The following is a 19965-nucleotide window of genomic DNA, read 5'->3' on the forward strand; positions in this document are numbered from 1 at the left end:
AGGAAAAGTCGTACATGTACGCCGAGCAACATCGCTTCGCCATGCAACTGGCACAACTCTCGCGTGGCTGGCGCGCAGAACTGGACCGCCGCCTGGCTGATCTGGGGCTGTCACAGGCACGTTGGCTGGTGCTGCTGCACCTTGCTCGTTTCGATCACGAACCTACTCAGCGCGAGCTGGCGCAGAGCGTGGCGGTGGAAGGCCCCACGCTGGCGCGTCTGCTCGATAGCCTCGAAGCGCAGGGGCTCGTGCACCGCAAGGCTTCGGCGGAAGATCGGCGTGCCAAACGAATATCGCTGGGCGCACCGGCACTGCCGTTGATCGAGAAAATCGAGGCGATTTCCACCCAGGTTCGCCAGGAGGCCTTTGCCGGCATCGACGAGGAGGATCTGCGCAAGTGCCAGCAGGTGCATGCGCGAATTCTCGCCAACCTGGACAAGCGCTAGAAGCTGCGTCCCAGGTTCATGTAGAGCGCCTGCTCGTCCTCGTCATTGACGCCGTAGCCGAAATTCAACGGGCCCAGCGGCGTGTCGTAGCCAAGGAATACGCTGGCGGCGTTGATGTAGCCACTGTCGAAGTCGTTGCCGTTGTTCCAGGCACGCCCGCGCTCCAGTGATGCTCCCAGATACACCGGGAAGTCCAGCGGCAGAAAGCTGCGTTGCGTCATGCGACGGTAGTAAACCACCCGCCCCAGGCTGATGTTCTGCCCGGCCAGCGCGTCCTGACGGAAGCCTGATAACTGCCGCGCTCCGCCGAGGAGAAAACTCGACGTCACGACTTCGGCATCGTCCAGTGTGCGACCGTAGCGCCCGCCGAGCACCCAGGTATTGGCATCCTGGCTAAGCGCCTTGTCCAGCTTGAGCTGCCATTGCCGGTAGCGCTGATCCGAGCTCAGGCTGGGGTCGTACTGGCGAAGGGTCAGGCGAATGTCTTCGCCTTCGCGCGGAAAATCGACATCGTCCAGCGTGTCGAACGAGTACTGCAGCTCGTAGTAGCCTTCGGTGAAGCTGAAGTCCGGCAGGTCGCGCTCACCGATCCGAACGTCTGCCTCGCCCCAGGCCTGGCCGATACCGAAGCGGATCTCGCCATTGTTGGCAATCTGGCGACCCAGATTCATACCGTAGCCGTAGCGCTGCAGGCGATATTCGGCGATCGGATCGTTGTCGAGAATGGCCTCGATGTTCTGCGCTTCGATGAACAGATTCGGCGCGACGAACCAGCGTGAGCCTGCGTCCAACGGCTGGTAGAACTCGCTGTAGAGCTCCTGACGGTCGCCCAGCTGCAAGCGCGTGAGCCATTCGGCACCCAGTTGGTTGATGCCGTTCTTCCGGTAGCTGGCGCCCAGGTTGAATACGCTGTCGCCCTGGAAGTCATCGGACAGGCTGAGTCCCAGGCGCAAGTAATCGGTGCCGCTGCGCTTCTCGCGCGCACTGATGACCAGCGTATTGCCCAGCTTGCCGCGCTGGACGCGGTATTCGACCCGCTCGAAGTAATCCAGTCCGTAGAGCGTGCCCATATCCTTCTGCAGGTCTTCCAGATCGAGCGGCTCGCCCAGCCGCTGGCGGATGTGCCGGCGAATAACTGCGTCGCCCACCTTGGAATCGTTGTCCACCCGGATCGCGGTGATCACGGGTGTGCGCGGGTCGCTTGAGCGTGCCAGGCTGAGCGCGGGGTTGCCGCCGGTTGTAGTACGCAGCTCGGCCAGGCGCCCCTCGAGGGCGAGCGTGGCGCGGTAACCGGCATCGACCAGCTGCTCGGCGCGGTCGAAGTCGGTCGAGCCATAAGCCGCCAGCGGGGGTTGGATCAGCAGGTCCTGAGGCTGCAGCGTCGCCAGCTGTGCCTCGGAGTTGCGCCGCGTCATCATCGTCGTGGTCTGGTTCAGTACATCGACCACGGTCAGCAGTTCCTTGCGCGGCTTGAGCGGCGTACCGATGTCGACCACGATGAGCCGATCGACGCCCATGTCGCGCGCCACGTCCATTGGGATGTTGTCTACCATGCCGCCGTCGACCAGCAGTCGGTCTTCGATTTCCACCGGTGCGAACACCGCCGGGATCGACATGCTGGCGCGAATGACCTGCGGCAGGTGGCCGCTGCGGAAGACCACCTTCTCATCGTTGGCAATGTCGGTGGCCACGGCGCGGAACGGGATCGGCAGCTGGTCGAAGTTGCGGGTATCGCTGGCATGAACCAGCAGGCGCTCGAGCAGCAGGGCGAGATTCTGGCCCTGGATCACGCCCAGCGGCAGGCCGAGGCTACCGTCGTCGCGAAAGCTGAGTTTCTGTTTGATCAGGAAGTCCCGATCATCCTGCTTGCGGCGGTAAGGGATGTCCTGGCGTGGCGGATCGTCGGACAGCACCTGTTGCCAGTCGAGGGTCAGGGCCAGGCGCTCCAGCTCGGCCACGCTGTAGCCGGCCGCATACAGCCCACCGACTACAGCGCCCATGCTGGTGCCGGCGATCGCATCGACGCGCACGCCTTGCTCCTCCAGCGCCTTGAGTACGCCGACATGGGCGAGGCCGCGCGCCGCGCCGCCGGACAGGACCAGGCCGACCTTCGGCTGGACCGGCTCGGCTGCGGCAAGTGGCAGGGCGACGAGCAATAGCAGGGCAGAGAGCAGGCGGAACATGGCTTGGGACCGGGGCGAGCTTGGCGGGGCGGCTATTATAGGCCGCCATACACCGATCGGAGACGCCACCATGACCCATGCCAAGCCCGAGATCGCCATTACCTACTGCACGCAATGCCAATGGTTGCTGCGCGCGGCCTGGCTGGCCCAGGAGCTGCTTTCGACCTTCGCCGACGATCTCGGTCGTGTGTGCCTGGTCCCGGCTACCGGCGGCACCTTTCACATCACCTGCGACGGCGAGCAGATCTGGGAGCGCAAGCGCGATGGTGGCTTTCCCGAGGCCAAGGAACTGAAGCAGCGGGTACGTGACCGCATCGACCCGCAGCGCTCGTTAGGCCACAACGATCGCTGAGGTCAGCTCGCCAGCTTCGCTACGGCGCCAGGCGGGCTCTTCAGCCGGCTGGTGATGATGCTGGCGACGATGATCATCGCTCCGCCCAGCAGCATGCGCAGAGTCGGCTGCTCGTTGAACAGCCACCAGGCAAAGGCGATACCGTAGACCGGCTCCAGAGCAAAGATCACCGACGTGGTGCGTGCCTTCAGGACGCGCAAGCTGGCGACGAACAGGCTATGGGCCAGTCCCGTGCAGAGTATCCCGAGCAGAGCCAGCCAGAGCCAGTCCGGTGCTGGCACGGCGGGAAGGCCTCGCCAGCTCCACGGCAGCAGGCAGGCGAAGACCGCGAGATTCTGCCAGAGCGCCGAGTGCACCGGATCCAGACCGAGGGTGACCGCTCGGTTGAGCAGCGACAGCAGCGCGAACAGCAGTCCCGAGAGCACGCCGTAGAGGAGGCCCGCAGTCGGGGCGCTGTCGAGGTCGAACGTAGGTGCTACCAGTAGCAGGCCCGCGCATACAAGGCCGACCATGGTGAATTCGACGGCACGGGTGCGTTCGCGAAACAGAACGCCTTCGAGCAGCACGGTGAAGGCTGGGAAGCTGGCGAAACCGAGCGTGGCGATGCCGACCCCGGCGATCTTTACCGCGATGAAGAACGTCAGCCAGTGTGCGCCGAGCAGCAGGCCACCGAGCGCCAGTCTGCCGCGCTGTCGCCAATCCGGCAGCGCACCGTTGGGCTTGAGTAATTGGGCGACGAGCAGCAGGGCCAGTACGGCGAACAGCGCGCGGCCGAAGGTGATGATCAGCGCCGGACTGTCGGCCAGTTTTCCGAGCACGCCGGAGAGGCCGAACATCAGTGCGCCGAGATGGATCGCCAGCAGGGCGTTGCGTGGTGTCATGACCGGCACGAGCGTCCGGGCGCTGCGCACCGGCCAGATTGTGGATGGATCGAACGCGAAATGTTCATGGGGTTGTCGTTGCCTGCAATTGCAGTTGAAGGCCCCATGCTAGACCGCGACGGTGTGCCAGTCTGTCGCGTTACTACCGGTTTTTATCGCGAAACTCGCGTCGCAACGCTCGTGGTGTACACCCCCGTTCTCGGACCAGCGCGGCGGTGAAGGCGCTTTGCGAGCTATAGCCCACCCGCGCGGCGATCTCGCCGATCGGCAGGTGGGTCTCGTGCAACAGCTTCTCGGCGTGGTGCAGGCGGCGTTGACGTACGTAGTCGATCGGTGTGCGCCCGGTTTCCTCGAGCAGCCGTGCATGCAGGCGTGCAGCCGAAAGGCCAGCGACCCGCGCAAGGTCAGTGACTTGCAGCGGATGCGCCAGATGTCGGTCGATAAAGGCATCGATCGCCGCCAGCCCGAGCGTTCGGCCACCACGTGGCTGCACTGGCTCCCCGGCCAGACTGGCCAGCAAGAGGACGCCACCCTGTTCGGCCACCAGTGGATCGTTGATCGGGCCGTTGGCCAGCCAGGTAATGAGGTTGCACTGAGCGGGTGTCAACTGCAGGGTGTTCGGTCGGTCCAGCAGGCGCAGGCTGTGCTCGGTGTGGCGGCCCAGGTGTTCACTCACCCAGCGCTCGGATGGAACGTCCAGCACCAGGCAGCGACTGCCCTTGGAGCTCGAGCAGGCGTGATGCACTGCTGAGGGGATCACCGCCAGGCGCTGTTCGCCGACGCAGCTACCGCGCCCGGCAATCTCGAATTCCAGCAAGCCATCCAGGCCGAACACCAGTTGCGGATGGTCATGGGAATGCGCGATGAGATCATGGCGATAGTTGCGCAGCGAAAGCATGAAGCTGGTTCTCGTGGGGGCAGGCACCGCAGAATGCGGAGCCTGCGGAAAACGGCCAGAAGCTTGTCTTAGGTAATCAGAGGATGACCTTGTCGCGAAGTTTCTCGGCAGCCTGCTGCAGGGCCTGGATGACTCGCTCCTTGTCGAAGTTCTGCACGCCATTGGTGTCGAGATACATGGAAAAGCCCGGCAGTTCGTGTTCGACGAAACTGCAGGTGGCGCCCAGATCGCGGCGGAAGTCGACCACCTGATAGATCTGTACCGGGCGGGAGAAGCCCTTGACCGCGATCTGGCCCTTGTCGCGGCACATGATCACGTCCTTGATCAGCGAATAGGTCTCGTGCGAGACCAGAATCTCGCTGGCCTCGGCAGCGCTTTCCAGACGGCTGGCGAGGTTCACTTCGCGGCCAATGATGGTGTAGTCCATGCGCGTATCGGCGCCGAAGTTGCCCACCGTGCAGTAACCGGTATTGATGCCCATGCGGATCTCCATCGGGCGGGTGATGCCCTGCGCGCGCCATTGCTGACGCAGCACCTTCATGTGCTTGCGCATGGCGATGGCCATGGATACCGCGGCCACTGCATCCTTCTTCGCGCCCTGGCTGGTTGGGTCGCCGAAGAAAACCATGACGCAGTCACCGACGAATTTGTCGATGGTGCCGCCGTACTTGAGGGCGATCTTCGACATCTCGTTGAGGTAGTTGTTGAGCAGGTCGGTGAGGGCTTCGGCTTCCAGCTCTTCGGACAGTTCGGTGAAGCCCTTGATGTCGGAGAAGAACACGGTGAGGCGTTTGCGTTGGGTCTCGAGGCGCACGCTGCGCTTGCCGGTAAAAATCGATTCCCATACCTGCGGCGAGAGGTACTTGGCGAGGTTGCGGGCGAGGCGGGCGGCCTTGGCCTGTTCCGTCTCGATCTCCTTGCGTGCCTGGGCCAGGCGTTGGCCCTGTTGATGAACGAAGTAGGCCGTGGCGCAGACGTAGAAGGTGGTGAAGAGGATGCTGACCAGCGAGACCAGTGGCGGTGTGGTGCCCTGGTAGGTCAAGGGCAGCAGCAGGAAACCGGCCCCGAGTCCGATCACGACGCACACCAGTGCCAGCGTCAGGTTGCGCAGGCTGCCGATGACCAGCGCGCTGAAGCTGAGGGTGAGCAGGAACATCAGACTGGGTACGATCGAGAAACCGAGCAGGTAAATGCCGGCGCCGGCGTTCAGCGCATCCAGGCAAAGCAATGCCTGCGAGGTCCGCTCGGGATGGTCGCGCTTGAAGCGGTAGCTCAGGTGATAGGCCAGGTGTGGGTAGAGCAGTGCGTACGGCACCATCCACAGCAGGTCTATCGAGAAGTATTGGGTGTAGGTTCCGGCAGCAAGCGTGGCGGCGCAGGCCAGGTAGGCGAGCACACGAGAGTAGTACTCGCGTAACGGGCGAGTAGCGAGGCCATTGCGGCGCTCAACCGTGCTGGAAGTCATGTGTGCTTACGATCCCTGGTAATGATTCGACGCCTTTTTCTATGCGCCTTGCAGGCTGAGGCGGGGGTCGTCGCACGCACGATCTGCTGTGAGACGGTTTGTCGAGCTGCGCTCAGCCTTGCCATTGCGCAGCCCGCTCGGCGGTCAGCGGCTGCGCGATAGCCGGGTGATCATAACCAAGCGGCGCTGCATCGCCAAACCAGAGGTTGAAAAGAATGGTGGCATCGGTCGGATATGCTGCCACCGTCGCACTCAGAAGCGGATTCGGCCGGTCAGCATGTCCCTGAACATGACCCAGTCGCCGAGAAAACTGTACAGCGGGTACTGGAAGGTGGCCGGGCGGTTCTTCTCGAATATGAAGTGGCCGACCCAGGCGAAGCCATAGCCGGCCAGCGGCATCGCCAGCAGCCATGCCCATTGTCCGGTGAATAGGGCGTAGCCGAGGATCGTCAGTACCAGCAGGCTGCCGACGAAGTGCAGCCGGCGGCAGGTCGGGTTGCTGTGCTCGGCCAGGTAGAACGGGTAGAAATCGGCAAAGCGGGTGAAGCGTTCGGCGGTTTGCGTTTTCATGGCGTACCTCCTGTTATTGTCGTCGGCCAGCTTAGCCTTGCCTTGTCCGGCCGGTCAGTGACAATCAGGGCCAGTTTAGTAGCCTTGGGCTTCGTAGCCCGATCATTCGAAGAACAAGAAGCCTCATGAGCGAACGCACCACTTCATCCAGTTGGGCGCAGGGCATCGTCCAGGCGCTGGAGTCGGCAGGCGTAGACTGCCGGCAGCTGTTCACAGAGCTAGGCCTGGACTACGCGGCCCTCAACGATGCCGACGCCCGTTTCGCCCAGGACGACATGACTCGCCTGTGGCAGCGCGCCGTGGAGGTTTCCGGCAACCCGGCGATCGGCCTGGACATGGCCCGCCAGGCCCGCCCGGCTGCGTTGAACGTGGTGGGCTACGCCCTGATGTCCAGTCGCAATCTGCAGGACGGCTTCGCCCGTCTGGTGCGCTATCAGCGAATCATCGCCGAGGGGGCTGATCTGGACTTCCAGCCCTGCGCCCAGGGCTACCGCCTCAGTCTGACCATCCACGGCGATCGCCTGCCGCCTGCCCGGCAAAGCGCCGAGGGCTCGCTGGCCGGCTGCCTGACGTTTTGCCGCTGGTTGACCGGTACGGCTTTGCGGCCGCTGGAAGTCAGCTTCCAGGGCCCGGCACCGGATGATCTGGAGCCCTATCGGCAGCTGTTCCAGGCCCCGCTTCGTTTCGGCGCGGCACGCTACGCGTTGCTGTTTCGCCAGGCGGATGTCGAAGCCCCGCTGCCGACGGCCAACGAAGCCTTGGCGCAACTGCATGACCGCTTTGCCGGCGAATACCTCTCGCGTTTCGTCGATACGAGGGTGATGCACCAGGCTCGGCAGATGCTGTGCCGGATGCTGCCGCAAGGAGAACCCCGGCGCGAGACAGTGGCGCAGGCGCTGTGCCTGTCCGAGAGGACCCTGCAGCGCCGCTTGCAGGAGGAAGGCAGCAGCTTCCAGAAGTTGCTCGACGATACGCGCCGCGATCTGGCGGTACAGTACCTTTGCCAACCGGATCTGGCGCCTCTGGCGATCGCCTATCTGCTCGGCTTCGCCGATCCGAGCAACTTCTATCGGGCCTTCAAGCGCTGGTTCGGGGTGACGCCTGGGGAATACCGTCAGGCCCTGCGAGGGCATGCCTAGGAACCTGTTCTGGCGTACATAGCCTTATCTATGGCGGGCCGCTACGGCTGCGAAACATTTCAACCGATGGAGACATACAATTGGCCAGCAGCCTGCTCGCACTGATCGACGATATCGCGACCGTGCTCGACGATGTGTCGGTAATGACCAAGGTCGCGGCGAAAAAAACCGCGGGGGTACTGGGCGATGACCTTGCGCTCAACGCCCAGCAAGTCACTGGCGTCAAGGCCGATCGCGAGTTGCCGGTGGTCTGGGCAGTGGCCAAGGGTTCGTTTCGCAACAAGGCGATTCTGGTGCCTGCGGCGCTACTGATCAGCGCGTTCATCCCCTGGGCGATCACGCCACTGTTGATGCTGGGCGGCGCGTTCCTCTGCTATGAGGGCTTCGAGAAGCTTGCGCATCGTTTCCTGCATCACGATGACGCCAGCGAGCATGCCGAAACGGTAAAGGCTCTTGCGGACCCCTCGGTGGATATCGTCGCGTTCGAAAAACGCAAGATCAGTGGCGCTGTGCGTACTGATTTCATCCTCTCGGCCGAGATCATTGCGATCACCCTCGGAACGGTCGCGGCTGCGACTTTCACGCAGCAGGTGCTGGTGCTGGTGGGCATCGCCATCGTCATGACCGTAGGGGTTTACGGATTAGTGGCCGCGATCGTCAAGCTGGACGATCTCGGGCTCGCACTGAGCAGGAAATCCAGCGGCGCGGCGAGCGCCTTCGGGCGCGGCATCCTCGTCGTCGCGCCCTGGTTGATGAAGGCCTTGTCAGTGGTTGGCACGGCCGCGATGTTCATGGTCGGCGGGGGCATTCTCACCCACGGCATCGGCGCTGTTCATCATTTCATCGAAAGCAGCGCCCATGATGCGCTCGGGCTGCCCTATGTCGGCGTGGTGCTCGGCGGACTGCTGCCGACGCTGCTCGATGCGGCGTTCGGCATTCTGGCCGGCGGTGTGGTGCTTGCGCTGGTAAGCCTCGGCGGGCGGCTGTTCAGGCGCAGCAGCTGATCAGTGCCGCCAGAACGCGGGCGTCAGCAGCACCAGGACGGTGATGATTTCCAGCCGTCCGAGCAGCATGCCAATCGACAGTAGCCATTTCGCGGTGTCCGGCAGCGTCGAGAAGTTGCCGGCCGGGCCGATGATCTCGCCCAGGCCCGGACCGACGTTGCAGACGGCGGTTGCTGCGCCGGTCAGCGCCGTGATGGGGTCGAGCCCGAGCAGCGCCAGGCACAGCGCCAGCACGCCAATGGTCATGGTGATGAAAAAGGAGAATGTGAGGATCGAGCGAACGATTTCCTCGTCCAGGTTGTGCCCGTTGTATTGCTGACGGATGACCGCGCGGGGGTGGATCAGTTGCTTGAAGTTGGCGCGGAGCAGCGAGTAGGCCACCTGGAAGCGGAACATCTTCAAGCCGCCCGAGGTCGAGCCCGAGCAGCCGCCGATAAAGGTCAGGTAGAAGAACGCCATCACCGCGAAACCGCCCCACTGGGTGTAGTCATCCACGGCGAAGCCGGTGGTGGTGACCACCGATACCACGCTGAAGGTGACGATGCGCAGTGCATCCAGTGCCGGCACATCGTTGTTCAGCCAGTACCAGCCGCTGAACAGCAGGCTCGTGATGGCCAGCATGAGCACGAACCCGCGCACCTGTTGGTCCTTGAGCAGCGCAGTGCGATGGCCGCGCAAGGTCATGACGTACAGCGTGAACGGCAGGCTGCCGAGGATCATGAAGAAGACCGCGACCCAGTGGGCGGAGGGGCCGAACTTGCCCATCGAGGCGTCCGAGGTGGAGAAACCGCCGGTGGCCACAGTGGACATCGCATGGTTGATGGCATCGAAGGCGCTCATCCCGGTCAGCAGGAAGGCGATGAAAGCCGCAAGCGTGAAGGCCACGTAGATCATCAGCAGGTACTGGCCAGCAATATGCGAACGCGGCATGACCTTTTCCGACCAGTCGGAGGATTCGGTCTGAAACAGCCTCATGCCACCAACCCGCAGCAACGGCAGGATCGCGATGGCCATACCGATGAAGCCGATGCCGCCCAACCAGTGCAGCAGCGACCGCCACATGAGCAGGCCGGGCGAAGCGTTGTCCAGCCCGGAAATGACCGTGGCACCGGTGGTGGTGATGCCGGACATGGTTTCGAAGAACGCGTCGGAGTAGCTGACATGCTGGATCAGCATCAGCGGTAGTGCGGCGAAGCAGCACACCACCACCCAGCTGATGGTGGTCAGGAAGTACATGTCGCGCGGTCGCAGCTGGGTATTGGCCGGCCTGCCCGGGGCGACCAGCGCGAAACCACAGGAAAAGGTGATCAGGCTACCCCAGATGAACGCCTGCAGATCATCGGTGCGTTCGAATACGAGCAAGGTCAGCATGGGAATGATCATGCTCACGGCCAGCGTGATCAGGAAAATGCCGAGTATGAAACCGATGATGCGCAGGGTCGGCAAAGCCATGTAGGGGTGCTCGGCACGGTGGGGAAGGGGGCGGACATTCTACCCGCGTCGTTGCCGCAGTAAACCGCTCGGCGGTTGCGCGAAAAATGTTTTCGCGGCGCGCTCGAGGGCTCTTCCCAAGCGCATTGGCATGAATAGAATAGCCGCCCGGGCGCCGGCCCATTCCGGTCTCTGGGTGTTCACCTCTCATGTCCATCGACAATCCCTGCCTCACGTGCGGCGCCTGCTGCGCGTACTTTCGTGTGTCCTTCTATTTTGGTGAATGCGTGTCGGCGGGCGGCGCGGTGCCCGACCATCTGACCGTCCAGGTATCGCCGTTCCATGCCGCCATGCTCGGCACCGACAGCAAACCCGCGCGCTGCGTCGGCCTGCTCGGTGACGTCGGTTGTGGGGTCCGTTGCAGCATGTACGAGCAGCGTTCGAGTACATGTCGCGAGTTCGAGGCCTCCTGGGAGAACGGCGAGCACAATCCGCACTGCGATGCCGCCCGTGCTGCCCATGGCCTGCCACCGCTGGTGCCGCCGCTGCAGCCGCATCTGTCGCCGGATCGGGTGGCCTGAATCGGGACATCGGCTGAACTGTCGGCCAGCCATCACTCGCGGCAAGGCGGCAACTGCCTCTAGAATGTCCGACCGCCTTAGGAGGTAATGGATGGACGCTCTGGATCTGCTGCTCAACCGCGTTTCGGTCACCCGCCTGTGCGAACCGGCCCCCACCGCCGATCAGCTCGACCTGATGTTCCGTGCCGGACTGCGCGCTCCGGACCATGGTCAACTACACCCGTGGCGCTTCCTGATCATCGAAGGTGATGCCCGCCACAAGCTCGGCGAGCTGTTCGCCGAGGCCCTGCGTGTGCGCAATGCCGATGCTGCCGAGGAGGCGCTGCAGAAAGCGCGCAACATGCCGTTGCGAGCACCGATGCTGGTGCTGGTGATCGCCAGCGTGAAGCCGCATCCAAAGGTGCCTGAAGGCGAGCAGGTACTCGCTGCCGGCTGCGCGGCGCATGGTCTGCTGCTCGCCGCGCATGCCCAGGGCATCGGAGCGGTGTGGCGCACCGGGGAGTTTTCCTACGATCCGCGGGTGCTCGAGGGGCTCGGGTTGACCGAGCAGGAGCGCCTGCTGGGCTTCCTCTATCTGGGTACACCGGAGGGGCGCGTGCGCAGCGCGCCGGTTCTCGCACCCGAAGAGTTCGTCCAGCGTTGGACCGGTCAGTGAGACGCCAGATCGTCTGAAGTCCTGCTCGCCACGCCAGTCAGCGGTAGATGCAGGCTGGCGACGAAGCCGCCGTCGGGGTGATTGGCCAGTTGCAGGCGGCCGCCGTGGCGCTCGGCAGCGCGCCTGGCGATGGCCAGTCCAAGGCCATGCCCGGCTGCGGTCTGCCCCGGAGCGCGAAAGAAGGGTTCGCTGAGCTGAGACAGATGCTCGTTGGCGACGCCGGCGCCATGGTCGCGAATGCTGATCACCAGATTCATACCGTCGCGCTGCGCGCAAAGCTCTACCGGTTCGCCCTCGGGATTGAAGCGCAGGGCATTGCGCAGCAGATTGTCCAGCGCACGCTCGAGCATATCCGGCCAGCCGGTGTACGAGACGTCGGGCTCGACACGACTGTCGATGCGTTGCGCCGGGGCAATGATTCGGGCGTTGTCCTTCAATTGCTCGAACATTTCGGACAGGTCGATGGTGTTTGCTGCACCCGGCTCGGCATCCAGGCGTGAGAGTTCGAGAATTTCGCTGATCAATGCTTCCAGCCGGTCACATTCCTTGGCCAGACGTGGCCAGATCACCTCGCGTTCGCTGGGGGTGGCGCGTTCGGCCAGGCCCAGGGCAATGCGCAGCCGCGCCAGTGGCGAGCGAAGCTCGTGGGACACGTCGCGCAGCAGCTGGCGCTGGCTGCCGATCAGCGCCTGCAGGCGCGCACCCATGCGGTTGAAATCGCTGGCCAGCACGCCGAGTTCGTCGCGGCGTTTGGCCAGTCGAGCCAGGGATTGCTGCTGATAGGTTGTCTGGCCAAGGTCGTGTACTGCCCGGCGCAGGCGATCCAGCGGACGGGTGATGGAGAGCGTCAGCAGCAGACTGAAACCTGTCAGTACCACCAGTGCGATGCCCAGTGCGCTGAGCGGCCAGGCCAGGCTGCCACGATGCCAGGCCTGCAATTCCGGATGCGGGATGCGGTAGATGAACAGGTAGGTTTCGCCGCTGGTTGGGCTCGTATAGTCGGCCGTCAGGCGCCGCCAGGGCAGTTGTCGGTCACGGTTCTGATGACGGGCTTCGAAGGCCGCAGCTCGGGCCGGAAAGGTGCCACGGATGATCGGCTGGCCATTCTCCGCCAACACCTGCACATCGACCCGCGCGCGATGGCGGTGCTGCTCGAGCAGCCGCTGTGCGGCCTGCGGGCCCTGTCGTTCGTAGACTTCGGTCCAGGTCTCGGCCAGGCCCTGCAAGCCCGGGTGGCGGCTCAGAATCCAGGCATCCTGGTTCAACGCGTGGCCGAGCAGCATCGCCAGGCCGGCGACCAGGGCAATGGCCAGCCAGAAGGTTGCGAATATGCGCCAGAACAGTGATCGCACCGGGTCTCTCCACGGCGAAAGCCCGGCAGTTTCAGCCCATCACATTTGATTTGATGGGCAGAAACTGCCGGGCGGGCTTCAATGGACCGCGGATCAGTTCTTCTGATCGCGCTCGGCCTTCCATTTGAGGAACTCGGCGCGTTCGGCGCGCTTGTCTTCCATTTTCTTCAGGCCTTCATCGAAGGCTTTCTGCTGTTCCGGTTTGAGCAGCGCGCGCATGCTCTGGTGGGTCTTTTCGCGGCTGGCGTCCAGATCCTTCTGCATGGCCTGACGCTCGGCTTCCGGCAACTTGTCGAGGTAGCGCTGGGTGATCGCCTGGCGCTGCTTCATCTGTTCGCCCATCAGCTTGCGCATTTCGCGCTGCTGTTCCCTGGTCAGGTCCAGGTCCTGAAACATGTGCGGGGCTCTTTTGCCGCCATGGGGGTCGTCGTGCATACCGCCGGGCATGGCGAAGGCGAGGGCGGGCAGGGCGGTAGCAATGAACAGGGCTATGAGTGACTTGCGCATGAAGAAGCTCTCCTATGTATGGAAACCGGTCGTGCCGCAGCATTGAAGAGGCTGGTGGCTGTTCGGTGACCGGATGAGTTCAGTCTACGTAGCGCAAGGTCAAGGGCGGTCAGCCCTGGGTAAAGCCTCGGTAAAGACGATCAGCCGATGCCGATCAGGCCGAGTAAAGATAGCCACGGCTGCGCAGGGCAACGATCCGCGGGCGACCGTCGGCGTGTGGGCCCAGCTTGCGCCGCAGGTTGCTGACATGCATGTCCAGGCTGCGATCGTAGAGTGTGAGCTTGCGACCCAGTGCATGCTGGGCAAGGGCCTGCTTGTCGATCGGCTCGCCGGCCTGGGCCAGCAGCGCCTCAAGGATGCGGCCTTCGGACAGTGTCAGACTGATCTCATGCCCTCCGACATTGGCAACGCCGCGGGCTGGGCTGTAGCTGAGGTCGCCAAGCTCGAGCTGGCTGGGCTGCGCCGCCGGTTGGCTGCGGCGCAGCACGGCGCGCAGGCGCGCGGTCAGTTCACGCGGGTCGCAGGGCTTGGCCAGATAGTCGTCGGCACCGAGCTCGAGTCCGAGGATGCGGTCCAGCGGTTCGCCCCGGCCCGACAGCATCAGCACAGGCAGTTCCGGATGTTCGCTACGCAGCTGCTTGAGCAATTCGAGACCGCTGCCATCCGGCAGCATCACGTCCAGCACCACCGCGGCGGGCTGGTGCTGCGCCAACGCCTGCTTCGCGCTCTGCCCGTCATGGCAGGCACGGGCGACGAAGCCCTCCTGTGCGAGCCAGCTGATCAGCAGCTCGCACAGTTCCTGGTCATCATCGATAAGCAGTAATTCGCTCATGTTTGCCTGTACTCAGTTGAGCCACTGGCGCCGACGTCGGCTGCGCGTCACCAGCAGACCCAGAACGAAACTGCTGACACCGACGGCTCCACCTACCGCGAACCATTGCTGCTGCTCGTTCAGCAGCGCCGGCAGAACCTTCGACTGCTCGGCCTGCAGCTGCATGCGCAGTCGGCGGTTTTCCTCGCGCAGGCGCAGCAGCAGTGCCTCGGTGGTATCGCTGGCCAGGCGTGCCGCCTGGGGGGCGGGGTCGGTTTGCTGCGCCTCGGCCGGCGCGGATTCTTCGGGTTCGGTGGTTTCCAAAGCCGGAAGGGCCGGCTCGGTTGGCACTTCTTCAGCCTGCAGCGCTGGCGCCAGCAGGATCAGGGCAAGCAGCAGGGAAAGCGGTCGTTGACGCATCGGAACTCCTATTTCCTTACGAGGCCGTGGAAGCCCAACGGCCGGGCGGATTCGCTATCCCCGCTGTGTCGGCTCAGGGCAGCACTTTCTTGAAGGGCTTGACCACCACATTCACGTAAACGCCGGCGGCCTTGTATGGATCGGCGTCCGCCCACTGCTGCGCGGCTTCCAGCGAATCGAACTCGGCGACCACCAGGCTGCCGCTGAAACCGGCTTCGCCCGGGTCGTTGCTGTCGATCGCAGGGTGCGGGCCGGCGAGCACCAGGCGGCCCTCGTTCTTCAGCTGTTCCAGACGCGCCAAGTGGGCCGGGCGGGTGGCAAGGCGCTCCTGCAGGGAGTTCGGTGCGTCGGTGGCGATAACGGCGTACAGCATGGTCGTTCCTCGTTCGCGTGGGTTGCGGCGGTAAAGGGAAATTTGCATCCACGCCGGGCAGCGCGGGCGTGTGCCGGGCCCGGCGTTGACGTCCGCAGGCCGGCAGCGCGGCATCATAGCAAACGGCGCCTGGCGGGAAACTGCCGAGACCGACGACGCATCGCACGGCAAGCGCCATCGGCTGTCGAAGCAGAAGGTTTGCCGCGGCGGGCACCGTTGGCGCGAGCCAAAGCCCCGGCGCGGCGTTAGACTAGCCAGCCGTTCGCCCGCTCTGTCTTGCTCGAGCTGGGTTTTCGGACAGTTTTTTCGAGGTGCCAGCACCTCACTGGAGTGCGTTACCTGATGATCGTCGATCTGCATTGCCACAGCACCGCCTCCGATGGCGTGCTGGCGCCCGCCAAGCTGGTGGAGCGCGCCCACGGGCGCGGTGTCCAGCTGCTGGCGCTTACCGACCACGACACCGTCGACGGCCTCGCCGAGGCGCGGACTGCCGCGCAGGCGCTGGGTATGCAGCTGGTCAATGGCATCGAGCTCTCGTGCCTGTGGAACGGGGCTACCATTCATGTATTGGGCTATGGGTTTACCACCGATGCGCCGGCACTGCAGCAGGCGATCGCGCAGCTGCACGAAGGGCGCTGGCGCCGGGCTGAGCAGATTGCCCAACGGCTCGAAGCGAAGGGCATGCCAGGCGCTTTGGAAGGCGCTCGGGCGATCCAGCAGGAGCTGGGTGACAGCGGCAACGCGCCGGCCCGCCCACATTTTGCGGAGTTCCTGGTGCGTGCCGGCCATGTGCGCGACCGTGCCGAAGCGTTTCGCAAGTGGCTCGGCTCGGGCAAGCTCGGCGACGTCAAGCAGCATTGGCCGAGCCTCGAGCAGACGGTTCGGACCTTGCGCGAGGCGGGCGCCTGGATCAGCCTGGCGCACCCGTGGCAATACGACTTCACCCGCAGCAAGCGGCGTCGGTTGGTGATCGATTTCGCCCAGGCCGGCGGTCATGCGCTGGAGGTGGTCAATGGCATGCAGCCGCTGGAGCAGGTTGGCGGTCTGTCGATCCTGGCGCGCGAGTTCGGCCTGATGGCCACCGTGGGCAGCGACTTCCACGCGCCGGGCGACTGGTCCGAGTTGGGGCTGTACCGCAACCTGCCGGAGGATCTGTCACCACTCTGGAGACATTTCGACCATGAGCGCCGCCTACCTGCTGCCAGCTGAACAGGGAGTTCCCATGAGCCAGTTCTTTCAGATCCATCCGGACAACCCGCAGCCACGCCTGATCAAGCAGGCCGTGGAGATCATTCGCAAGGGCGGGGTGGTGGTGTATCCCACCGATTCCAGTTACGCCATCGGTTGTTCGATGGGCAACAAGGCCGGCATCGAGCGCATCCGCCGGCTGCGCCAGCTCGACGACAAGCACAACTTCACCCTGGCTTGCCGCGACCTGTCGCAGCTGGGCCTGTTCGCCAAGGTCGATACCGCTGCCTTCCGCCTGCTCAAGGCGCATCTGCCTGGGCCCTACACGATCATCCTGTCGGCCACCCGCGAAGTGCCGCGCATGTTGCTGCATCCCAAGCGCCGCACCATCGGCCTGCGTGTGCCCGCGCAGCCGATCGCCCAGGCGCTGCTGGAGGAACTCGGTGAGCCGCTGATGAGCGTTAGCCTGATCCTGCCGGGCGAAGAGCTGCCAATGAGCGATCCGTACGAGATGCGCGACGCGCTGGAGCACCAGGTAGACCTGATCATCGATGGCGGGTACGGTGGTCTGGAGGCCTCGACCGTAATCAGCCTGGTCGATGACCAGCCCGAGGTGGTGCGGGTCGGCTGCGGCGATCCCGAACCCTTCATGGCCTGAGCCTGGATGGCGAGTGAGCCCGTACAACATCCGGCCTGTGCGGTGAGAGGGTTGAGCCAAGTTCGGATGCCAACGTTGACCAACTGAACTTACCAAGCAAGCCAATTAACCAAGGACACCCTTTTGAGCTCCATGGATTCACAGCGGCGCGTGGTTTCCGGCATGCGTCCCACGGGCCGACTTCACCTCGGTCACTACCACGGTGTATTGAAGAACTGGGTCAGGCTGCAGCACGAGTACGAGTGCTTCTTCTGTATCGTTGACTGGCACGCGCTGACCACCGACTACGAATGCTCCGGCGAAATCTCGCAGAACGTGATGGACATGGCGGTGGATTGGTTGGCGGCCGGGGTCAGTCCGAGTTCGGCGACGCTGTTCATCCAGTCCCAGGTTCCCGAGCACGCCGAGCTGCATCTCTTGCTGTCGATGATCTGCCCGCTGGGTTGGCTGGAGCGGGTGCCGTCCTACAAGGAGCTGCAACAGAGCCTGCAGGACAAGAACCTCGACACCTATGGCTTTCTCGGCTACCCGCTGCTGCAGGCGGCCGACATCCTGCTCTACCGTGCCGGGCTGGTGCCGGTGGGAGCGGACCAGCTGCCGCATATCGAGTTCGCCCGCGACGTGGCGCGGCGCTTCAATCACCTCTATGGCCGCGAAGCGGATTTCGAGGACAAGGCCGAAGCGGCAATCCGCAAGCTCGGCAAGAAGACCTCCAAGCTCTACGTCAGCCTGCGCAAGAGCTATCAGGAGCAGGGCGACGTCGAGGCACTGAACACTGCCCGTGCGCTGATCAAGGAGCAACAGACCATCACCATCGGCGACCAGGAGCGGTTGTTCGGCTACCTGGAAGGCTGCGGCAAGCTGCTGTTGCCGGAGCCGCAGGCACTGCTTGGCGAGTCACCGAAGCTGTCCGGGCTCGACGGCGGCAAGATGGCCAAATCCAACAGCAATGCGATCTATCTGCGCGACACGCCGAACGAGATCGAGGAGAAAATCCGCCGCATGCCCACCGACCCGGCGCGCGTACACCGTAGCGACCCCGGCGAGCCGACGCGCTGCCCGGTGTGGCAGATGCATCAGGCGCATTCCGAGGAGGCGGTGTGCCAGTGGGCCGAGCAGGGCTGTCGCAGCGCCGGCATCGGCTGCCTGGAATGCAAGGCGCCGCTGATCGATTCGATCAAGGCGGACCTGGCGCCGCTGCAGGAACGCGCGTTGGATTACGAGCAGAATCCGGATCTGGTGCGCAGCATCCTCGCCGAGGGGGCGGAGCACGCACGCGACGAAGCCCGCGAGACGCTGATCGACGTGCGTCAGGCGATGGGCCTGAATTACCGCTGACGCGCCCGCGCAGCTTCGAGGAAGACCATGCAGACCGAACTCCAGAGCCCCGAATCGACTCAGCCCGGCGAGCAGCTGCGCCTGGCGCTGGTCTATGGCGAGGCGGTGACCGAGCTGCCGCTGGACCTGTACATACCGCCGGATGCGCTGGAAGTCTTTCTCGAAGCGTTCGAAGGCCCACTTGACCTGCTGCTCTATCTGATCCGCAAGCAGAACATCGACATCCTCGACATCCCGGTGGCGGAAATCACCCGCCAGTACATGGGCTACGTCGAGCTGATGAAGTCGGTGCGTCTGGAACTGGCCGCCGAGTACCTGGTGATGGCCGCCATGCTCGCCGAGATCAAGTCGCGCATGCTGTTGCCGCGCTCGGCCGAAGCCGCCGAAGAGGAAGACGACCCGCGCGCCGAGCTGATCCGCCGGCTGCAGGAGTACGAGCGCTTCAAGGCCGCCGCCGAGGATCTGGACGAGCTGCCGCGGGTCGGTCGCGACCTGCAGGTGCCACGCCTCGACGCCCCGGATGCCAGGGCGCGCAAGCTGCTGCCGGATGTCAGCCTGGAGGAACTGCTGGTATCCATGGCCGAGGTGCTGCGCCGTGCCGACATGTTCGAGAGCCACCAGGTGACCCGCGAGGCGCTGTCGACCCGCGAGCGGATGAGCGAGGTGCTCGAGCGTCTGAAGGGGGGCGGTTTCGTCCCGTTCGTGGCGCTGTTCCATGTGGAAGAAGGGCGCCTTGGCGTGGTGGTGACCTTCATGGCCGTACTCGAGCTGATCAAGGAATCGCTGGTCGAGCTGGTGCAGAACGAGCCCTTCGCGCCTATCCATGTGCGCAGTCGAACCGAATAGATATTTGCAGGAGTCAACCGTGGACCTGTCCGATCCCAAGGATCTCGCTTCGCTGCTCGAAGCCTTTCTGCTCGCGTCCGGCAAGCCGCTCTCCCTGGAGCGCCTCGGCGAGCTGTTCGAGGAGCATGAACGACCCTCGTCGGCGCAGCTGAAGAAGGCCCTCGAAGTCCTGGACAAGTCCTGCAAGGGGCACGCCTTCGAACTCAAGGAGGTGGCCAGTGGTTATCGTCTGCAGGTGCGCCAGCGTTTCTCGTCATGGGTCGGCCGGCTTTGGGAAGAGCGGCCGCAGCGCTACTCCCGTGCATTGCTGGAAACCCTGGCGCTGATCGCCTACCGCCAGCCCATCACCCGCGGCGAGATCGAGGACATTCGCGGCGTTGCGGTCAACAGCCAGATCGTCAAGACGTTGCTGGAGCGCGAGTGGATTCGCGTGGTCGGTCATCGTGACGTGCCGGGTCGGCCGGCAATGTTCGCCACCACCCGCCAGTTTCTCGACCACTTCAACCTGAAGAACCTCGATGAACTTCCGCCACTCGCCGTATTGCGCGAGATGGAACCGGAGCTGCGTCCGGTGCTGGACGACGAGGATGCCGCGGTGCCAGTCGCGCTGCAGGCCCGCGCCGACGAGGCCCTGGACGAGCCGCAGGCGCCTGTGCGCGAGCAGACCAGCTTCCGCAGCCTGCTGGCGGAACTCGATGGCATGGAGCAGGGGCTCAAGACCGACTTCGATGACTTGCTCGAAGCGCAAGCGGCGGATATCGACTCCGACGAGGAGCAATCGACCCCCTGAGCCCAGGCCTGTCGCCGGGGCGCCGGCGGCCTCGCTGCAGCCGGCCGCTGGGGGCATAGCTCTGCAGCTGCATGTCG

22 protein-coding genes are annotated in these 19965 nt (G+C 64.2%); 11 read left to right on the forward strand and 11 right to left on the reverse strand.

What is annotated here, in order from left to right:
• Positions 1–14: 14 nt before the first annotated feature.
• Positions 15–446, forward strand: a complete 432-nt coding sequence (locus tag ACX1DW_RS03990; protein ID WP_013983076.1) for a MarR family transcriptional regulator — start codon at positions 15–17, stop codon at positions 444–446.
• Here ACX1DW_RS03990 and ACX1DW_RS03995 read toward each other — a convergent pair.
• Positions 443–2629 carry a patatin-like phospholipase family protein gene (locus ACX1DW_RS03995; protein ID WP_125867846.1) on the reverse strand — a complete coding sequence of 729 codons (2187 nt, stop codon included), beginning with the start codon at positions 2627–2629 and terminating at the stop codon, positions 443–445. The two genes, ACX1DW_RS03990 and ACX1DW_RS03995, sit on opposite strands and share 4 nt — an antisense overlap.
• Before the next feature lie 70 nt (positions 2630–2699).
• On the opposite strand from ACX1DW_RS03995, the gene ACX1DW_RS04000 reads away from it, so the two are divergent.
• The gene (locus ACX1DW_RS04000) at positions 2700–2981 is read left to right on the forward strand and encodes an Rdx family protein (protein WP_063540466.1); all 282 of its coding nucleotides are present in this window, start codon (positions 2700–2702) and stop codon (positions 2979–2981) included.
• Between the two features lie 2 nt (positions 2982–2983).
• Here ACX1DW_RS04000 and ACX1DW_RS04005 read toward each other — a convergent pair whose 3' ends face one another.
• The 4 genes from ACX1DW_RS04005 to ACX1DW_RS04020 form a co-directional block, all read right to left on the reverse strand.
• Positions 2984–3862, reverse strand: a complete 879-nt coding sequence (locus ACX1DW_RS04005; protein ID WP_458992828.1) for a DMT family transporter — start codon at positions 3860–3862, stop codon at positions 2984–2986.
• Positions 3863–4004: 142 nt separating this feature from the next.
• Entirely contained in the window at positions 4005–4760 is a 756-nt protein-coding gene (locus tag ACX1DW_RS04010; RefSeq protein WP_458992829.1) for a helix-turn-helix domain-containing protein, read from the reverse strand.
• Positions 4761–4836: 76 nt separating this feature from the next.
• A complete protein-coding gene (locus ACX1DW_RS04015) occupies positions 4837–6225 on the reverse strand; it encodes an adenylate/guanylate cyclase domain-containing protein (RefSeq protein WP_133456760.1) in 1389 nt (462 codons plus the stop codon).
• Between the two features lie 252 nt (positions 6226–6477).
• Positions 6478–6795 (reverse strand): Mpo1-like protein, encoded by a 318-nt coding sequence (locus tag ACX1DW_RS04020; protein ID WP_102840290.1) that lies wholly within the window; start codon positions 6793–6795, stop codon positions 6478–6480.
• 125 nt (positions 6796–6920) lie between these two features.
• On the opposite strand from ACX1DW_RS04020, the gene ACX1DW_RS04025 reads away from it, so the two are divergent.
• Both ACX1DW_RS04025 and ACX1DW_RS04030 read left to right on the forward strand, forming a co-directional pair.
• A complete protein-coding gene (locus tag ACX1DW_RS04025) occupies positions 6921–7934 on the forward strand; it encodes an AraC family transcriptional regulator (protein ID WP_110776598.1) in 1014 nt (337 codons plus the stop codon).
• 80 nt (positions 7935–8014) lie between these two features.
• Entirely contained in the window at positions 8015–8938 is a 924-nt protein-coding gene (locus tag ACX1DW_RS04030) for a DUF808 domain-containing protein (protein WP_458992830.1), read from the forward strand.
• Here the strand turns inward: ACX1DW_RS04030 and ACX1DW_RS04035 are convergent, their stop codons facing one another.
• Positions 8939–10390, reverse strand: coding sequence for a TrkH family potassium uptake protein (locus ACX1DW_RS04035; RefSeq protein ID WP_063540460.1), 1452 nt, complete (start codon positions 10388–10390; stop codon positions 8939–8941).
• A 188-nt stretch (positions 10391–10578) separates the two neighbouring features.
• Here ACX1DW_RS04035 and ACX1DW_RS04040 point away from each other — a divergent pair, with 188 nt between their 5' ends.
• A complete protein-coding gene (locus ACX1DW_RS04040; RefSeq protein WP_063540459.1) occupies positions 10579–10950 on the forward strand; it encodes a YkgJ family cysteine cluster protein in 372 nt (123 codons plus the stop codon).
• 91 nt (positions 10951–11041) lie between these two features.
• Positions 11042–11605 (forward strand): NAD(P)H nitroreductase, encoded by a 564-nt coding sequence (locus ACX1DW_RS04045; protein WP_110776600.1) that lies wholly within the window; start codon positions 11042–11044, stop codon positions 11603–11605.
• On the opposite strand, the gene ACX1DW_RS04050 is transcribed toward ACX1DW_RS04045, so the two are convergent.
• The 5 genes from ACX1DW_RS04050 to ACX1DW_RS04070 form a co-directional block, all read right to left on the reverse strand.
• Positions 11599–12957, reverse strand: a complete 1359-nt coding sequence (locus ACX1DW_RS04050; protein ID WP_133456763.1) for a sensor histidine kinase — start codon at positions 12955–12957, stop codon at positions 11599–11601. The two genes, ACX1DW_RS04045 and ACX1DW_RS04050, sit on opposite strands and share 7 nt — an antisense overlap.
• A gap of 93 nt (positions 12958–13050) precedes the next feature.
• Entirely contained in the window at positions 13051–13464 is a 414-nt protein-coding gene (locus tag ACX1DW_RS04055) for a Spy/CpxP family protein refolding chaperone (RefSeq protein WP_133456764.1), read from the reverse strand.
• Positions 13465–13618: 154 nt separating this feature from the next.
• Entirely contained in the window at positions 13619–14296 is a 678-nt protein-coding gene (locus ACX1DW_RS04060; RefSeq protein WP_133456765.1) for a response regulator transcription factor, read from the reverse strand.
• Positions 14297–14308: 12 nt separating this feature from the next.
• Positions 14309–14695, reverse strand: a complete 387-nt coding sequence (locus tag ACX1DW_RS04065) for a hypothetical protein (protein ID WP_063540454.1) — start codon at positions 14693–14695, stop codon at positions 14309–14311.
• 73 nt (positions 14696–14768) lie between these two features.
• Complete coding sequence (locus ACX1DW_RS04070; RefSeq protein WP_133456766.1) at positions 14769–15068, reverse strand: YciI family protein; 300 nt, start codon at positions 15066–15068, stop codon at positions 14769–14771.
• 342 nt (positions 15069–15410) lie between these two features.
• On the opposite strand from ACX1DW_RS04070, the gene ACX1DW_RS04075 reads away from it, so the two are divergent.
• From ACX1DW_RS04075 to scpB, 5 genes are all read left to right on the forward strand, one after another.
• Positions 15411–16277 carry a PHP domain-containing protein gene (locus ACX1DW_RS04075; RefSeq protein ID WP_063540453.1) on the forward strand — a complete coding sequence of 289 codons (867 nt, stop codon included), beginning with the start codon at positions 15411–15413 and terminating at the stop codon, positions 16275–16277.
• Between the two features lie 13 nt (positions 16278–16290).
• Positions 16291–16914, forward strand: coding sequence for an L-threonylcarbamoyladenylate synthase (locus ACX1DW_RS04080; protein WP_063540513.1), 624 nt, complete (start codon positions 16291–16293; stop codon positions 16912–16914).
• A 162-nt stretch (positions 16915–17076) separates the two neighbouring features.
• On the forward strand, positions 17077–18252 hold the full coding sequence (locus ACX1DW_RS04085) for a tryptophan--tRNA ligase (RefSeq protein ID WP_232244554.1): 1176 nt from the start codon (positions 17077–17079) through the stop codon (positions 18250–18252).
• A 27-nt stretch (positions 18253–18279) separates the two neighbouring features.
• Positions 18280–19098 (forward strand): segregation and condensation protein A, encoded by an 819-nt coding sequence (locus ACX1DW_RS04090; RefSeq protein WP_020307887.1) that lies wholly within the window; start codon positions 18280–18282, stop codon positions 19096–19098.
• On the forward strand, positions 19076–19888 hold the full coding sequence (scpB, locus tag ACX1DW_RS04095) for an SMC-Scp complex subunit ScpB (protein WP_458992831.1): 813 nt from the start codon (positions 19076–19078) through the stop codon (positions 19886–19888). Before ACX1DW_RS04090 ends, scpB begins: the two co-directional genes overlap by 23 nt.
• Positions 19889–19965: the final 77 nt, after the last annotated feature.

The organism is Stutzerimonas sp. KH-1, from assembly GCF_054483855.1.

Coding starts and splice junctions, on each gene's coding strand:
- ACX1DW_RS03990 (WP_013983076.1), top strand. CDS start 15: ATGTACGCCGAGCAACATCGCTTCGCCATGCAACTGGCACAACTCTCG.
- ACX1DW_RS03995 (WP_125867846.1), bottom strand. CDS start 2,629: ATGTTCCGCCTGCTCTCTGCCCTGCTATTGCTCGTCGCCCTGCCACTT.
- ACX1DW_RS04000 (WP_063540466.1), top strand. CDS start 2,700: ATGACCCATGCCAAGCCCGAGATCGCCATTACCTACTGCACGCAATGC.
- ACX1DW_RS04005 (WP_458992828.1), bottom strand. CDS start 3,862: ATGACACCACGCAACGCCCTGCTGGCGATCCATCTCGGCGCACTGATG.
- ACX1DW_RS04010 (WP_458992829.1), bottom strand. CDS start 4,760: ATGCTTTCGCTGCGCAACTATCGCCATGATCTCATCGCGCATTCCCAT.
- ACX1DW_RS04015 (WP_133456760.1), bottom strand. CDS start 6,225: ATGACTTCCAGCACGGTTGAGCGCCGCAATGGCCTCGCTACTCGCCCG.
- ACX1DW_RS04020 (WP_102840290.1), bottom strand. CDS start 6,795: ATGAAAACGCAAACCGCCGAACGCTTCACCCGCTTTGCCGATTTCTAC.
- ACX1DW_RS04025 (WP_110776598.1), top strand. CDS start 6,921: ATGAGCGAACGCACCACTTCATCCAGTTGGGCGCAGGGCATCGTCCAG.
- ACX1DW_RS04035 (WP_063540460.1), bottom strand. CDS start 10,390: ATGGCTTTGCCGACCCTGCGCATCATCGGTTTCATACTCGGCATTTTC.
- ACX1DW_RS04040 (WP_063540459.1), top strand. CDS start 10,579: ATGTCCATCGACAATCCCTGCCTCACGTGCGGCGCCTGCTGCGCGTAC.
- ACX1DW_RS04045 (WP_110776600.1), top strand. CDS start 11,042: ATGGACGCTCTGGATCTGCTGCTCAACCGCGTTTCGGTCACCCGCCTG.
- ACX1DW_RS04055 (WP_133456764.1), bottom strand. CDS start 13,464: ATGCGCAAGTCACTCATAGCCCTGTTCATTGCTACCGCCCTGCCCGCC.
- ACX1DW_RS04060 (WP_133456765.1), bottom strand. CDS start 14,296: ATGAGCGAATTACTGCTTATCGATGATGACCAGGAACTGTGCGAGCTG.
- ACX1DW_RS04065 (WP_063540454.1), bottom strand. CDS start 14,695: ATGCGTCAACGACCGCTTTCCCTGCTGCTTGCCCTGATCCTGCTGGCG.
- ACX1DW_RS04070 (WP_133456766.1), bottom strand. CDS start 15,068: ATGCTGTACGCCGTTATCGCCACCGACGCACCGAACTCCCTGCAGGAG.
- ACX1DW_RS04075 (WP_063540453.1), top strand. CDS start 15,411: ATGATCGTCGATCTGCATTGCCACAGCACCGCCTCCGATGGCGTGCTG.
- ACX1DW_RS04080 (WP_063540513.1), top strand. CDS start 16,291: ATGAGCCAGTTCTTTCAGATCCATCCGGACAACCCGCAGCCACGCCTG.
- ACX1DW_RS04085 (WP_232244554.1), top strand. CDS start 17,077: ATGCGTCCCACGGGCCGACTTCACCTCGGTCACTACCACGGTGTATTG.
- ACX1DW_RS04090 (WP_020307887.1), top strand. CDS start 18,280: ATGCAGACCGAACTCCAGAGCCCCGAATCGACTCAGCCCGGCGAGCAG.
- scpB (WP_458992831.1), top strand. CDS start 19,076: ATGTGCGCAGTCGAACCGAATAGATATTTGCAGGAGTCAACCGTGGAC.